17 protein-coding genes are annotated in these 15,056 nt (G+C 45.8%); 8 read left to right on the top strand and 9 right to left on the bottom strand.

Annotated elements, in window-relative coordinates; translation table 11 throughout:
* The first annotated feature begins 42 nt into the window (after nucleotides 1–42).
* On the top strand, nucleotides 43–789 hold the full coding sequence (locus QW772_03545) for a protein kinase (protein MEM0037978.1): 747 nt from the start codon (nucleotides 43–45) through the stop codon (nucleotides 787–789).
* On the opposite strand, the gene QW772_03540 is transcribed toward QW772_03545, so the two are convergent.
* From QW772_03540 to hxlB, 3 genes are read right to left on the bottom strand one after another with little or no spacing between them, the layout of a single operon-like run.
* The gene (locus QW772_03540; protein ID MEM0037977.1) at nucleotides 737–1,489 is read right to left on the bottom strand and encodes a hypothetical protein; all 753 of its coding nucleotides are present in this window, start codon (nucleotides 1,487–1,489) and stop codon (nucleotides 737–739) included. The two genes, QW772_03545 and QW772_03540, sit on opposite strands and share 53 nt — an antisense overlap.
* A gap of 10 nt (nucleotides 1,490–1,499) precedes the next feature.
* Entirely contained in the window at nucleotides 1,500–1,865 is a 366-nt protein-coding gene (locus tag QW772_03535; GenBank protein ID MEM0037976.1) for a hypothetical protein, read from the bottom strand.
* Nucleotides 1,866–1,880: 15 nt separating this feature from the next.
* Nucleotides 1,881–2,480, bottom strand: coding sequence for a 6-phospho-3-hexuloisomerase (hxlB, locus tag QW772_03530; protein MEM0037975.1), 600 nt, complete (start codon nucleotides 2,478–2,480; stop codon nucleotides 1,881–1,883).
* 180 nt (nucleotides 2,481–2,660) lie between these two features.
* Here hxlB and QW772_03525 point away from each other — a divergent pair, with 180 nt between their 5' ends.
* The gene (locus QW772_03525) at nucleotides 2,661–3,329 is read left to right on the top strand and encodes a hypothetical protein (protein MEM0037974.1); all 669 of its coding nucleotides are present in this window, start codon (nucleotides 2,661–2,663) and stop codon (nucleotides 3,327–3,329) included.
* A 41-nt stretch (nucleotides 3,330–3,370) separates the two neighbouring features.
* On the opposite strand, the gene QW772_03520 is transcribed toward QW772_03525, so the two are convergent.
* Complete coding sequence (locus QW772_03520; GenBank protein MEM0037973.1) at nucleotides 3,371–3,625, bottom strand: hypothetical protein; 255 nt, start codon at nucleotides 3,623–3,625, stop codon at nucleotides 3,371–3,373.
* Between the two features lie 80 nt (nucleotides 3,626–3,705).
* On the opposite strand from QW772_03520, the gene QW772_03515 reads away from it, so the two are divergent.
* The gene (locus QW772_03515; GenBank protein MEM0037972.1) at nucleotides 3,706–4,869 is read left to right on the top strand and encodes a site-2 protease family protein; all 1,164 of its coding nucleotides are present in this window, start codon (nucleotides 3,706–3,708) and stop codon (nucleotides 4,867–4,869) included.
* Between the two features lie 70 nt (nucleotides 4,870–4,939).
* On the opposite strand, the gene QW772_03510 is transcribed toward QW772_03515, so the two are convergent.
* The 4 genes from QW772_03510 to QW772_03495 all read right to left on the bottom strand — a co-directional run bounded on the left by QW772_03510 (nucleotide 4,940) and on the right by QW772_03495 (nucleotide 7,374).
* Entirely contained in the window at nucleotides 4,940–5,743 is an 804-nt protein-coding gene (locus tag QW772_03510) for a sugar phosphate isomerase/epimerase (protein ID MEM0037971.1), read from the bottom strand.
* A 115-nt stretch (nucleotides 5,744–5,858) separates the two neighbouring features.
* Complete coding sequence (locus tag QW772_03505; GenBank protein ID MEM0037970.1) at nucleotides 5,859–6,146, bottom strand: hypothetical protein; 288 nt, start codon at nucleotides 6,144–6,146, stop codon at nucleotides 5,859–5,861.
* The gene (locus QW772_03500; GenBank protein ID MEM0037969.1) at nucleotides 6,101–6,661 is read right to left on the bottom strand and encodes a hypothetical protein; all 561 of its coding nucleotides are present in this window, start codon (nucleotides 6,659–6,661) and stop codon (nucleotides 6,101–6,103) included. The genes QW772_03505 and QW772_03500 overlap by 46 nt, the downstream gene beginning before the upstream one ends.
* An 83-nt stretch (nucleotides 6,662–6,744) precedes the next feature.
* The gene (locus tag QW772_03495; protein ID MEM0037968.1) at nucleotides 6,745–7,374 is read right to left on the bottom strand and encodes a class II aldolase/adducin family protein; all 630 of its coding nucleotides are present in this window, start codon (nucleotides 7,372–7,374) and stop codon (nucleotides 6,745–6,747) included.
* A gap of 180 nt (nucleotides 7,375–7,554) precedes the next feature.
* Here QW772_03495 and QW772_03490 point away from each other — a divergent pair, with 180 nt between their 5' ends.
* From QW772_03490 to QW772_03470, 5 genes are all read left to right on the top strand, one after another.
* Nucleotides 7,555–8,820, top strand: coding sequence for a Glu/Leu/Phe/Val dehydrogenase (locus QW772_03490; GenBank protein MEM0037967.1), 1,266 nt, complete (start codon nucleotides 7,555–7,557; stop codon nucleotides 8,818–8,820).
* A gap of 140 nt (nucleotides 8,821–8,960) precedes the next feature.
* Nucleotides 8,961–10,061 carry an aminopeptidase gene (locus tag QW772_03485; protein ID MEM0037966.1) on the top strand — a complete coding sequence of 367 codons (1,101 nt, stop codon included), beginning with the start codon at nucleotides 8,961–8,963 and terminating at the stop codon, nucleotides 10,059–10,061.
* A 115-nt stretch (nucleotides 10,062–10,176) separates the two neighbouring features.
* Complete coding sequence (locus tag QW772_03480; GenBank protein MEM0037965.1) at nucleotides 10,177–11,268, top strand: hypothetical protein; 1,092 nt, start codon at nucleotides 10,177–10,179, stop codon at nucleotides 11,266–11,268.
* A 23-nt stretch (nucleotides 11,269–11,291) separates the two neighbouring features.
* The gene (locus QW772_03475; protein ID MEM0037964.1) at nucleotides 11,292–13,463 is read left to right on the top strand and encodes a hypothetical protein; all 2,172 of its coding nucleotides are present in this window, start codon (nucleotides 11,292–11,294) and stop codon (nucleotides 13,461–13,463) included.
* A 53-nt stretch (nucleotides 13,464–13,516) separates the two neighbouring features.
* Nucleotides 13,517–14,344 (top strand): hypothetical protein, encoded by an 828-nt coding sequence (locus QW772_03470; protein MEM0037963.1) that lies wholly within the window; start codon nucleotides 13,517–13,519, stop codon nucleotides 14,342–14,344.
* Between the two features lie 36 nt (nucleotides 14,345–14,380).
* Here QW772_03470 and QW772_03465 read toward each other — a convergent pair whose 3' ends face one another.
* A complete protein-coding gene (locus QW772_03465) occupies nucleotides 14,381–15,055 on the bottom strand; it encodes an HAD-IB family phosphatase (GenBank protein MEM0037962.1) in 675 nt (224 codons plus the stop codon).
* Between the last annotated feature and the right edge of the window lies 1 nt (nucleotide 15,056).

Genomic DNA, 15,056 nt, shown 5'->3' with positions numbered 1-15,056 from the left:
TTTATCTATTCGAAACACACTTAGGATAGTGGGTTGGCAGACGTGGTTTCAGAGTGTCATGAATTACTGAGTTTTCCCAATGTTAAGAGGGACATCATTGAAAGGAGGCTTGCTAAGCTAGAGTTGCTGGGGTATAATGGATGCCGTGATTTGGGGGATTACACAGTGGGTGGTCTAAACGTCTTAGGTAGGGGGCATTCCTCAGTAGTTTTCGCAGCTGAGTTCAGAGGCCTTGATCTAGCCGCTGTTAAAGTGCTTAGAACTGACTCTAAACGTGATTCCCTGATTAATGAGTGCTCCTTGATGAAGAGGGCGTACCCCATAGCTCCTAAGGTGCATTTCTGCGATGATGAATTCATAGTAATGGAGTTGATAAGGGGGGTCAGACTGGGGGAATTAGTTAATCGCGTGACCAGGTGTGAAGATCTTATGTTACTCTGCGTCAGGGTTCTAGCTGCCTCACGCTACCTTGATGTGAAGGGGGTGACGCACAAGGAGCTAAATATCCTTAAGAAACACGTCATAATCGACGAACTCCAGAGAATCAGGATAGTCGATTTTGAATCCGGGTTTACGGGGTTCTCATGCAATGTCTGCAGGGTCTTCTCCTCCCTAATCATGAGGAATCACCATATCCGGGGGTGTTGCGATCTCCGACAGTCTTCAATGGAAACACTCCTGAAGCTACTAAGAACCTATAAGGAAAACAACTCAGCCAACGCGTTCGTAGATCTGATTAGGACCTTGTCTGCGATATGCCAACATAATTCGTGTAAATGCGTAGATTAGTGCCTATACCGCCCCTCCCTAGATAGTAGTTAAGGCGGTCTAAACGCATTTCCCTTAAAGCGTTCTTGAATTTTATGAGCTCCATCATGTCCTCCTCCAAGAAAGGTCCTACCCTCATTATAGCGAAGTGGCAGTCACTTGCCACAATCCCCCCACCAAACCCCCTACCCATTAATATATGGGTCAACGCCCTCACATCATGCGGCGAGGGAATGCAGTTATCCGGATGTGTGTGCATGCTAATGATCATGTTAGTTAAAGGAACATACGCTCTGTTCCTCTCACCTTCAATCAAGTATCCTTTACCGTCGTTCAAGATGACAAACAAGTGCTCTATGCCGGACTGACGTGTTAACGTGGAGTACGGAAGTAATAGGTTAACCGATTCCTTGACGACCGAGTTAATCACGTCGTTAAGTATCGATGTAACATCAACTCCGTTTCTGCAGACATTGGCCTTGTAACTGCTCACAAGGTTCTTCTCCCTAGCCTCATCCAGAATTAGGAGCTCCTTAGGAACTTCCTTCAACTCCTCGCAACAGTATTCGATTACATAGCTTCCGAAACCCTGCCTCACCTCCACTCTTGGTCTAACGCATCCGTAATCTTCAACCAACTCGTAGACACCTCCTTCCAGGTAGTAGATTAACGTCACTAAGGTAATCCATTTTCCGCTAACCTCCTTGAACTCCCTGGTCATATCATAACCCCTAATACCTGAATAGTAACATTTGCTGATTTATGTACGGGTCATATTTAGATAGCTCCTTAAGTACCGTGTTAAACGTTTCTTCAACGACGCTCAGACTTCCTGTTAAGTATCCGTTGAGAACTAGGTTGGAAGAAACTATTTCTGCATACAGTTCCCCGTTTATGAGACCCTCGTCAAGGGCTATTGAGGCCAGATTCGTTATATCCAAGTCCGGTAGGTAGTGACCACTCGAAAGTAAGATGTAACTCCTGAGCAGGTTTGATAAGGCGTGCTTTAAGTCATTAATCCTGCCGTTCCTCTTAAACCTATTATATGAGTCTATAGCGTCGTTTATTAGGCATAAAGCATCAGAATAGCTGGACATACGCAAGAAGGGTCCCTACTCTATGTTGGCGTGTCTCAGTTTAAGATCTTCCTCGGTCTTTCCAAGTCTTGCCATCAGTTCTGCAGTCACGGCATCCAGCATAACCAACGTCGTTATCTCAAACAGTGTTCCCAGCGGGGCCAGCGGTTCGTAGATACCTTTAAGTTGTCTAATGTTATAGTCGTCCTCACCGCTTATTTTAGTTCTACCGGGAACTCTAATTACCACATCCGACATCCTCCCCAACGGGGAGTCCGGGTATGTTGTTATGCTAATGACTATAGCGCCTAACGTTTTAGCGACTTCCGCCGCGGTGACTACTAACCTAGTTCTGCCGGAACCCGATATGGCCATCAACGCATCCCCCGGGTTAATGGGCGGGTTTATGGTCTCTCCGAAGACGTAAACGTTGAACCCGAGGTGGGAGAGCCTCATGGCGAAGGCCTTGCCCACCAATCCCGACCTACCTGCTCCTAGAACCAGGATTTTCTTAGAGTCGTAGTAGATGCTGACAAGCTTATTAATGAACTTCTCTATGTCCTCTAGCGACAGCTCGCTTAACGAGTACGTCAGGAACTTAGAGATGCTTGTGAACGCCTCTCTGAATACCTGCACCTACTCCCTGTCAGATATGCTGTATTAAGGTATAAAAATAATATTTGTTGTAGAGTGTTAATCTTGGATGATGTGGGAGGTGAACTCTGAGCAGTGAAGAGCGGCTTAAAGCTGACTACCACGTAATGGATTAGGGGATTTCCTCTGCGTGATCGCGAAGCCCATCTGTGGATCACGTTAATGCGTGAAGCATCGTCCGGCAGATGCATAAGCAGCGAACACACACGTGACCGTGTAGCCCCGGAGGACGCTTCAGTGCTCGAAGCTACATACAAGGGTGTTGACGGAGGAATCTGCTTTAAATCACTTCTTCCATTGGCTTTCAGAGCCCTTGAGGCAGGAGCCGATATATATGAGGTGTCAAGCCTCCTCAATTGGAGGGATTTCGAGGAGTTGGTTCTTGAGTACGCCAAACTCTCAGGGCTGGAGGGTCTCAGAGGGTTAAGAACTACACTGAGGAGATATGAATATGATGTGATAGCTGTTAACCTATTATCGGGTGCCGGTCTAATCGTGGATTGCAAACACTGGTCCCCCGGCTACGGCAAGAAAGGGAAGTTAAAGTATGTGGCCAGCGTGCATGCTCTCAAGTGTAGGTATTTGATTAACGAATGCGATGTTCTCTCCAAAAACTACGGGATAATACGTAAGGCTAAATGGTTTATACCGACGCTCGTGACATTGACCGAGGTTATTAGAGGACCTCTCGAGGGCACTCTCGTAGTCCCTATAAGGATGCTGAGAGACTTCATGGTAAATCTAGAGTACTATGTAGACTTAATCAGAGAACCAGGGCTAAAGATACTTAATAAATGCTGGTCAACCGGCCCTTCTTCCCGCGGTGAATGACGAGAGATTTTATGGTGTCGTGATGCTACGTGACTCCGATGCTATGCAGGTTGATATGGATGTTCCGTCGTCGTGTTGGTGGGTGCAGTTATGGGAGTGGATGTCGTCGCGTTCGTCATTACCTGACTTTCGGTGGTTATGGGTGATGTGTTGGACGGGGAGGTATTGGTTGAGGTTCTCTCTATATACAATCCGTAGACTCCTAACATCAACGACAACGCTATCAACACTATGAAGATCAATAACCCTCCTAAAGTGGTTTGCCTGGCTCTACACGTTATCTCCTTCACACACATTTTTCATACCTAAAATCATTAAGGAGGCGTCTTATTAAAAGCTAATATACTCTTAAAGACAGTGTTATTAGGTCAGGCTGATGAGCGAGCCGTACATCTACATAGTCGTCCTACTGCTAGTTGAGGCGTTGATCTACCTTGTTGTTAGGGTTAAGAGGAGCCTGCGTGAGACCTTGAGCAGGCACGGCGTTAATGTAGATTTCCTAACTGTGATGATAGACTTGGGCGATGCCTCCAGATTGCACAAGGTAGCGTCCTTCGGTAGAAAGCCTGTAAGATACGTCATCTTCATAGCCGGGATATTCAACATGGCATTCTTGGTAGCCTACCTCTACTTAATTTTGGCTAGCTCCTTAAAAGGCATATTTGCAGCGATTTCGTCTGGCGGGACCCCTACATCGCCTTTCGTGCCAGTGATACCTGGCGTCACTGTAGGCGTCGACATGCTGATCCCCCTGCTCCTGTCGATAGGCGTTGCTGTGGGTGCTCACGAGTTAATGCACGCTATAGCCGCTTTCATTGAGGGTGTTAAGATAGATTCTTGGGGTGTGGGGATCTTTGCCATATTCCCCGTAGCATACGTCAGGCCCTCCGAGACTTCCTTCAACGAAGTCCCCAGAAGGTCTAGGATTTCAGTACTCAGCGCAGGGATCCTGGGGAATTCACTACTAACACTTCTCTGCGTTGGCTTTATCGGTATTCTATCTCAGCAAGTGGTTGTGGTGCCGGTCATAATAGACCTTGACAGAAGCAACCCAACCCTCCCCGCTGTTCAAACTAACATATCGACGCCTTCCATAATTCTTGAGGTAAACGGAACTAAGATCTCAAGTCTCAACGCCTTCACCTCCCTGCTCAGCGAGTTCTATAATCATAGCTTGATCATTGAGTTGAAAGTAGAGAAATGTATTGTAGAGGGGTATAAGGCAGTGGGGACGGGGATTATTGACAACTACGCAATGTATAAGCCTGCAGGATCTAAGCTAGGCGTGTATTTAAGAGAGCTGATTTCGTCAACCACCCCAGATCACGTCATTACCACACTGACGTACCTTAATTGGGTCTTCGTGGTAAACTTTTCGCTAGCACTAATAAACGCCGCACCTCTCTTTATAACAGACGGGGGTAGAATAGTTTCAGAGATGCTAAGTAGGGTCAGCATGAAGGTTAACTATTTAGTGCAGGCAGTGACTTCAGTGGCTATAGTGATCCTACTCCTAATAGGATTAGCCAGTTACATCTAGAAGTTGGGATCCCGGCTTTAATAAAAACTGAGAGACCTCATCCGTTTCACTAAACTTCATAAACCTTGTCTCACGCTTTCCCGCTTAACTCCATAATAACTCTTTGGGTATAAATTATGCTTTCGTAGGCTGCTTTATCCGGTTCTCTATAGTGTGGATATATTTCCATAGAGATGAATCCTCTATAATCCACATCTATGAGGCTTCCGAGGATGGAGTAAAAGTCGAGCTCTCCCCTCCCAGGTACTAAGTGAAGGTGAAGTCCGTCTATCGTATCGCTGAGATGTATCACCCTTATATAATCCTTGTACTTCCTTATCACGTAGTTAGGGTTTTCATGATTCACTATCGCGTGCTCAACGTCTAAAACCAGCCAAACCCCGGGCAACTCCTTTAGAATTATTTCGTAAGTTTGGTAGCGGTTAATTATGGGGGTCTGCGGGGACAAGTAAGGCCTGACCTCAGGCTCTACAGCAACCTCGATTCCGTAACTCTTAGCGTTATCACGGAGTTCACCAAGGAGGGTGATGGTTTTCTTCAACACGTCGTCAAAGTCATCACTAGGTCCGTAGGGGAGTCCAGCACCTAGGTTAACTACAGGGCAATCTAGCTTCCTCGCTAACTCTATTCTACTCTTAGCGAATTCGACATCAAGGAATGGACCCCAACTTCCTTGAATGTTGTATATAGAGATCCCATAGTAGGTGGAAGCCCCCTTAGCCCTGACCAGATCTTCCTCGCTTACCTCCCTATACCTCCCGCACAGATGGGTACGCGCTACGTCAACTCCCTCATAACCCATCGCTGAAGCTCTCCTTATTACCTCGTGAAGGGGATAATCGATATACACGTTCGTATTGAGACCCAACTTCAACTTAAGACACCCTGTATATGTTCTCCGAAGGTATAAAAACATTGGGAGGCTGTCAAAGGCTTGGTTAATCGCTTTAAAGAGGCATGACTTCGTGACCATAGTTTCGGCACAGTCTTCAGATGCTGAGGTACCTTTGATTTGTGTGAGCTAACTTTTTAGGACCCCATACTGATAACACTATTGCTGCAGTAACTACGTTGAGGATTAGCAGGTAGAGACCGCCTGACGCAGTTCTAAGCGTTGGGAAGATTACGAGAGATAGGTTATTCATAGTGTGGAAGAGCATTACAGCTAAGATACTACCGCCGGTATTGTTATAGATCCAGGTGAACAGCAGCGAACCACAGATTATCAAGCTCATGAAACCCCAGAATGGGGTTTGAGACTGTATAGTCCCGGGCATGAAGAACAGCGGTAGGTGCCAGAGCCCCACATAAGTCCGAGCAAAATACTTGAGGTGAGGGCACTCCACCTTTCTTGAAGCCTATCTAACGCATACCCTCTCCAGCCCCACTCCTCCTGAAAGGGTCCTCCTAGGAAGAATATGTAGGTAAAGATCATGGCGACCGTGAAGAGATCGTAGGAGGTAGTCAATTCAGGCGGTGTTTCACCAGCAAGCATTGTTAGCAGAAGAGCGCTGCCTGTCATTACCGGAAAAAGGAGGAAAATAGGGATAAACCATACCTTCCTGAAGTTACAGTCCAGCCCTCTCTTAAGTAGGGACTTCAATCCACTCACTCCCTCATTCAGATAGGTTAGAGAGAATGCTGAGACGAGGGGGCCGAAGGCTGCCGGATTAAAAGGACCTAACAGGAAGTCTGTGATGATTGACGGCGTCAGCAATATTCCTCTCGCAACCAGGACTTGAGGTATCCAAAATATCCACGAAAAAGCGAAGGCGACTATGAAGTAAAGCAAAAGATTAAGATTACCTAACTTAAACATTCTCCAGACATCTCTTCACTATCAGTTCTTGGAGGTTAATAAATAACTGCCATAACTTAAGGTGGGAGACGTCCTGAGCCAGGTTCAGCGCGGCTTAACAGTTTCAGCAGGTGCTGTACTAATGTTATCTTGCTGAGGTCTTCAAGTGCTTCCAGCGCGTCGAGACAACTGTAGAGATCCTTACATGCTGAGATGACACCGTGGTTTAAGAGTACTGCGACCCTGCATCTTCTCAACGCCTCTGCCGTCGAGTTAGCTAACTCTAGAGAGCCTGCAGGCTTGTAAGGAACTGTCTCAACACACTCGCCGATCGAGTATGCTTCTACGAACTTAGTGACGTCTACTCTTAGTCCAGCGTCGTAGAGGGCGATGGTGTATGGATTATGTGTGTGGAGTATTGCGTAAGCCTCAGGTCTGGCGACGTACACGGCTTTGTGCATCCTCCACTCTATTGAGGGCCTTCTACTTGAGCTACTTATTACCTGGTTATCGCCCAGCCTTATGAAGACGAAGTCCTCTATGCTGAGGGAGTTTTTAGGCACTTGGGAGGGCGTTATGAAGAAACCTTCACCACACCTAATGCTAGCGTTACCCCCCAGCAGGTTGATGAGGTTTTTCTCGTAAGCTAACTTCATAACATAGCTCATTATGCCCAGCCTGTCCTTACAGCCCTCCATAACCATCATACAAACATAAGTCATTTACCCTAATAAAGTGAATCATTATATGCGAAGTCAACGTTGGGACCACGTCAACTTTAAGTTTTGGGTTAATGCGGTGGCACGCTGTTTAAAAAAGTGTGCATGTTTTTATACACAGCTCAAATATATAAAGTCATGTTTAAATATTAACATGTGGTGACATGAGTGTCTTACCTTGAGTGGATGTTAAGAGTTTTGAAGGAGTCGATCGAGCTAGCTGGATTACCTCACGAGGTCTACGATTACATGAGCAAACCTGACAGGGTCTTGATGGTCAAGATTCCAGTCAGGATGGATAACGGCAGTTTAACCCTCTTCGAGGGTTACAGAGTTCAGCATAATAACGCATTAGGCCCGTACAAGGGTGGTATAAGATTCCATCCCGAAGTTACCCTAGAAAGTGACATGGCGTTGGCTCTTGGTATGACTTTGAAGAATTCGCTGGCCGGGATACCCTATGGAGGCGGTAAGGGTGCAGTTAAGGTTGACCCTAAGAAACTATCTCTACGCGAGCTTGAGCAGTTAAGTCGAGGCTACGCTAGAGCTATAGCTCCCCTGATAGGCGACCTTGTAGATATTCCAGCACCTGACGTCGGCACAAACCCGCAGATAATGATGTGGATGATCGACGAATACAGTAAGCTGAAAGGGTATAATGTTCCTGGGGTATTTACCGCGAAGCCTCCAGAACTGTGGGGCAATCCGGTTAGAATGTATTCAACAGGCTTCGGCACCGTAATCGCTGCTAAGGCAGCAGCAGAGGCGTGGTTAGGCGGGCTTGAGAACAGGGTAATTTCCATTCACGGCTTCGGAAACGCAGGTCAGTACGCGGCTTACTGGGCTAAACACTACGGTGCTAAGGTAGTCGCGGTGAGTGATACTTCAGGCACTGTCTATGATCCTAACGGATTGAACGTAGACACCGCCATAAAGGTTAAGAACGAGACCGGTAAAATCATTAACTACCCAGGTGGTGAGAAATTAAGCGATCCTGATGCATCACTGTATGTAGATGCTGACATATTAATACCAGCGGCTATCGAGAACGTTATAACGGGTGAGAACGTCAACAAGGTGAAGGCAAGACTAATCGTTGAGGCGGCCAACGGACCCACAACCCCTGAGGCCGAGAAGGTACTCTATGATAGGAAGGATTTCATAGCCGTGGTGCCTGACATCTTGGCTAATGCCGGAGGCGTAATAATGTCCTACCTAGAGTGGGTTGAGAACCTGCAGTGGTATTTCTGGGATGAGGAAGAAACCAGAACTAGGCTAGCCCTGATAATGAGGGGCAACTTCAAGAGGACTGCAGATAGATGGGAGAAGCTAAAGGCTGAGAGAAAGGATAGAAAGGTAACAATGCGTGACGCTGCATTCGTTCTAGCCGTTGAGAGGGTTTACAAGGCCATGAAACTCCGTGGTTGGCTCTAACCGAGTTTTAAAATTAAAACATTTTTTGTTTCACTCTTTTTTAAGACTAATCATGCCCAATAAGCATTGTGGCAGGTTCACGTTCCTATGACAATTTCTTATTTAATCCTCTACACCACATATCAGTCGGTGGTATAATAGTGTTAAACAAACTTGCTAAATTAATTACTGAGTACTGCACTAACGTTAAAGCAGGTGATGAGGTTCTCGTGATTTCCACTTATGAAGCATACCCGCTAGTGCGTGAGATATGGAGGGAGGTAGTGGTGAAGGGTGGTTACCCGAGGTGGAGCCTAAACGATGAGATCCTCAATGAAATATTCTACAGACACGCGCCAGAGGAGCTCCTCAGGTTTCAGTCTAGGATAGACGAGTTCATGAGTGAGAACGTTGATGTAAGGATCTCCGTGCTTTCATCGACGCATTCGAAGCACCTAGTAAGCGTCGATCCTGAGAGAATCAAAATAAGGGCTCAGGCCATGCGTAAGCTGAGCGAGATATTCATGAGGAGAGATAGCGAAGGTCTTCTAAGGTGGGTTGTCACTGCGTATCCTACGAGGGCTATGGCTCAGGAGGCCAACATGTCCCCACTCGAGTACGAGGACTTTGTTTTCAGATCTCTCAAGCTCCACGCGGAGGATCCGGTCAGCGCCTGGGTGTCGCAGGCAAGCCTTCAGCAGAGAGTTGCAGAGGTTTTGAGCAAAGTTTCTGAGTTAAGGATACTGAGTGATGATACAGACATACTGCTCAATGTTGGTGGGAGGGTTTGGATCAATGATGACGGAAGGAATAACATGCCCGGAGGCGAGGTCTTCACAGGACCTCACGAAGATTTCACAGAGGGCTTCATCAGGTTTGACTTTCCAGCAGTATGGAGGGGGGTTGAAGTAAGGAATGCTAGACTAGTTTTCCAGAGGGGTGAGGTCGTGAAGGCTGATGCTGAAGTCGGTGGTGAACTCCTTCGGAAAATGCTTGAAACTGACGAGGGTGCAAGGAGGTTAGGTGAAGTAGCTTTCGGCCTGAACTACGACATAACTAGGTTTACCAAAGAGATACTGTTCGACGAGAAGATCGGAGGAACGACACACATGGCCTTAGGCGCTTCATACCTAAAGACAGGAGGAATCAACAAATCGTCGATACATTGGGACCTGATAAAGGATATGAGAAGAGGTAAAGTGTTTGCTGATGGAGAGTTAATATATGAGGACGGCAGATTCATCGCAGAGGTAGTCAAGTAGATTTATGTGAGTTAATCTTGGTCGAATGTGGAGGGATCCCAAAGTCCTCACATAGGGTTAAGATTTATAGTGGAGTAAGTACAATAATACATTTAGAGATGACTGGTGGGTTTTGATGAGCCTCTGGTCTTTATACGTGTTTGAGGGTTTCTTAAGCTCTTTAGACTTTATAGACTACAGTAAGCTGGCAGTGATTGTAGACACTCCTTTCGCAGATCTGCTTATAGATCCTCTAGTGAATAAGGGCTATGCCATAATCAAAGCTAAAGAGGAGAATCGCGAGAGATCCGTAAAGTTTGTCAAGCCGAACACTTATTTAGTTCTTGGGTCTTCCAGGCTTCCATATCGCTACACAGCCTGGGTAAGCTTCCAGGATAAAGTTACTGACACCGTATCGGATGCTGAGTCCGTCTTTTCCTCACTACTGACTGACGACGTTGGCGAGTTATTTCTCCTACTCAGGGCGCACACGGAGGATTTCTTCATCAATTACAGGATACTTGAGAAGTTTAGAGCGTTTAAAGGTAGCACTGGTAGAGCGGAGGCGTTAATTCTGGTGGAGAACGATCTAAGTCTTGTAGATAAGTTTAACTTAATTACCTTCCTGGCGAAGACGTTGAAAGAGAGATTAGTTAATAGAGTGAGTGTACTGAGGATAGATAGGTTACGCAAGTATTTTTACAGCGACGTGTTAGAGGACTTGGTGAGGTGGGCCCTAAGGCTCTACTCGGAAAATATAGGTAGGGACATTATAGGTAGGGACATCATACTGGCGGACACCAGGGAGACTAGGCACGTGTATTTCATTTCTCTATTCAGTATCAACGACGCTTCCTTATTGATAAGGAATATAGCCGGGGCTTCCAGTCTGGCTAAGTTCCTCACTTGGGGGGCCGTCTTCACAGGGGATTTGGGGTATGCATATCTAGAGGGTAACGCAGAGCTCCTTAACGAAGTAAGTATTACTGACATGATTAAGGCATGTGGCTGGACTATACATAAGGTGTTCATCCCTAAACAGTCTGATACGGATTATGTGCGTATGTTTCTAGCTGAAAGCAGTCAGGAGCTGATAGGCATCCTCGCTAGTGATATATGGCGAATTACCGAAGTTCTTAGTGGAGAAGAGAGGAACCTTAAGACCATCTTGCCTGCCATCAGATTGACTAGGGAATTCCTATCAGAGGTGGAGAGGGGCTCGCAATGACAAACTACCCTATATTTAGAGGCATGAAGCTAAGAACTTTCCTAGTTTCGCTGGTAATCTCATCTTGGATACTGCTGACCAGTCATGCATTAAGAGTCATGCAAGACCCTATAGGAATACCGCTGACTGGATCCTTAATAGTCATAACTCTCATTGCACCGCTACTTTACCCTAAAGATAGTCCGAGATACGACGCTTTATCGTTTTCCTCTCTATTCGTAAGCTACATAGTGATAGTCAACGTTGCTTTCTCCTTCTCTTCCGCCAGACTTCCACCGATAGGAGGTTTATACATAATACTGACGACATTGCTGATGATCACTGTGATTGCGTGGAACCTTGCAACCAAGCTTAGTTTCTGGGAGTTATCCACACACCTGCCGATATTCTTCTTCCTAGCTATGCTGCTCATGGACGAGCTCCCCGGTGTGGAGGTTAGTGCTTACATGCTCATCTGGATACCTGCGTTAGCAACCCTTGCATCTAGGAGCTTTAAGGTCTACTTGTCAGACGTTATGAGCATCTGCTTCGCCTTCCTACCATTTGTAGGTGTCTACTATCTAGTCCCAGACGTGACGATAGTTCCTCACATGCTTGTAGTGACAGCGGCAGAGTTAACTAATTTGATCTTGGCAGTGATAGCTAGTTTCACTATAGCTTCGTTCATCTCCATAATTACGCGAACTACGCCAGGTGGGGAGGTGAGCAACATTCTTGCTGTGGTGATGAGTCATCTGCTACCTCTCCTAGGTTTTGTGGGTTCCTTCTACTTAAGCATGTCGGTTTTGAGGTCTGAGCCGTTCTACAGCTATCTAGAGCTAAATACGGCCTCAGTTATCCTGGCCGGAGTTATAACCTCCTTCCTGACAATGTCTTCATACTACGTGAAGGTGGTAGTAAAGGAGAAAAAATATCTGATGTCGATCTTAGATAGACTGACACGTGAGATAGATGCACTGAAGCAAGTTTACGACGTAATGAAGAGCAGTGGCTTATGGAGTGAGGAAGAATTAGAACCTATCAGAAGCGTTATAGCCGAACTCGAGTATGCGGCGGGTAGCTCGAAACTCGAGCTGTCAAGGAGACTGATATCCACAGCCAAGTTCCAGGCCCTCCACAATGCTATGGAGTCTATAAAGCGTGACATAGACAAGGTCTCAACAAACATGCTAGAGTTATTTGACAAATCCTTAAACACTCTATCAAAGTCTATAGCTTTGATCACCGCAACACCCTACAGCAGCGAGTATTTGCGGGAGAAATTACCAGGCGTACAAAGCGCACGCTCTGTCACAGACATCCTGTCATACATAGGGGCTGTATCCGGCTTGTTGAGAGACAGTTGTTCAAGGCTTAAGGGTTTAATTCTAAACACGTACATGACCGTTGCTGAGCAATTCGGCCCTATCTCACTGAGGATAAATGGAATGGAAAGCGTTAATTGCTTTTCAAGCTCGGCTATGGTGAGAGACACGAATTCTATGTTGGCCATGTACAGCAGCTTGGTGGATTTCACACTACCCAAGCTGAGAACAATCCACAGCGGGTTAGTGAAACTTGGAAGTTTACTAAATGATATGTTAGGCAAGTTGAGTAGGAAGCCATTGAGGGATCTTGACTCAGCATTGCTAATTGAGAAAATGCGTCATATATTAGCGGACGTACCGGAAATAATCAGCGAGCCCGAAGTGATCTCGTACTTAAGAACATATGCGGCCACCTACACTAACTTACTCAACGTTACAAACGATCTATGCAACAGTCTTTACTCCGATATAAATAAAGTAGGCATGAAGATAAAATCGATGTACGGAGAAAAAATAGATGTAGAGGAACTACTTTTGAGCCGATTGAGAAGACATGTAGACTTAATTAGGTCTAAGGTAAGTAAAGAAAGTATTGTAACGCCGGACAGCTTGACGAGGGGGTTTAATGAACTCCTTACAGAGATGCCTAGCGTGCTTGAAAACGTCACCTTGGTCTTAGAGAGGTTAACCATCCTAAATAATCTCGCCGAGCACCTGAAGCTCTTTGGTGATTACATCATGTACGAGCTCTCTAGGAGAGGTACGGTGAATATTAACGAACTGCCATTCACTACAGAAGTCTCTATCCAGTTGCTGTGGATTCTGTTAATGAGTAGAACCGACATAGAGGTTCGTGAAGGCGTCGTGTATATGAAGAGGGGGTCTTAGGTATGTCGACTAGGTGTTTCGAAAACGGATTGGAATATAAGTGTTTGGTGCGGGTGACTGATACAGCGCTTGTTCTGGAGAAGAAGGAGGCGGTCGGCGAGTCTAGAAAAATATCCTTATCCCAAGTTAAGGTCTTGGAAAAAAGCAATGAAACGAGAATAAAAATCACAACGATCGACGGTGTTGTTACGGAAATAATTATAAACGAGTTGGTTAAGGGGGACATCGAACGATTCGTCTTCCTGTATAAGTTCATGAGTGAAGGACAGGAGATAACGAACATTATTGAGAGGACGCTACATAACTATGTTCTGTTATTATCTCCTATATTCAGGGTCATGACAGTTCTCACGAAAGGTAACGTTCCTGAATGGAATTTTCTCGCAGAAACCATGAGCAGACTACGGGAGTTTGTCGAGTCCGTAGATCTTCCTACAGGTTCGGCAGACGTTAGAAAGAATATAATCGATTATGTGAAGGCGTTAAGCACCTCCGTGGATAGGAGAAACGTATCTACACTACTAAGCGCTGCAAGAAATTATGTAAAGTATATTACAACTCGTTTCAGCGACTCGCTCAAGAGAATGTTGATATATGTCGATTTCTCGCACATGATCGACCTGACTCTGACAACATTCATATACTTCTACTCAAAGAATCTAGGGTTGCCTCTTCAGGCGGAGAGGGCTCACAACGAGTTCAAACACCTCGTTCAAGAGCTGATTTCTGGAATTCACATAAGTGATGAGGCATTCAAAGACAGGGTAGTAACATCATTCGAATTGGTGCTGGGAAGTTCCGGAAGTCCTGAGGAGGCCTCTCAAATGTTCTTGAGCGTTCTGCGGGAGGAAATAATCAGGTATATCTTACGGTCTACGTGAGTACATCACTATAAACATCTGAACCTGTAGAGGAATTCATCGCCGAAAACATGCGTTCAGTAACTTCTTAAGATCATGGAGTGTGTTAAGCATTATGTAACTTGTTCCCTCTGGCAACAGCACGTCGCCATGACTAAGAAGCACTGGAAGCCCCACGACGTTCAAGGCTTCGAAATCCCATTCAGAATCACCGACGTACATGAAGTCACTAAGTGGTATTCTGAGATCTTCTGAGAGCTTCCTTAGGACACCCCCTTTCTTGAGAGGGTTGACCACCTCTATTCCATAGGGAGCTAAATGATTGTTCTTATCAAAGACCAGCTTGTTGGCAAGTATTATGTCTATACCTAGTCTATTGCCGACCATCTCGGCAAGTACGTCCACTCCACCACTTAATATCGCTGTGATGACATTAGCCGATTTTAGGAAATCTATCAATTCCGTTGCACCTTCTGTTAACTCATATCTAGTGAGGGCTCTAACTATCTCGTCTCTGCTTGGAGGTCTGCCTAGAAACTTTATTATGGCTTCAAGATCCCTTCTCATCCACTCCTCATAAGATAGTTCCCCCTTGAGAAATTTCTCGGCGTCTCTACTCTCATTAACTATGTTTATAGATCCGAAGTACTCGTGAAGGGCTCTCCAAGAGGATCTCCACTTAACCAGAACACCATCCATATCGAAGACAGCTATTTTTACTCTGCAATACATG

Source organism: Zestosphaera sp. (assembly GCA_038727705.1).
Lineage (GTDB): Archaea > Thermoproteota > Thermoprotei_A > Sulfolobales > NBVN01 > Zestomicrobium.
The sequence above is the reverse complement of the archived record's forward strand: the minus strand, read 5'-3'. Positions and strand labels throughout refer to the sequence as shown.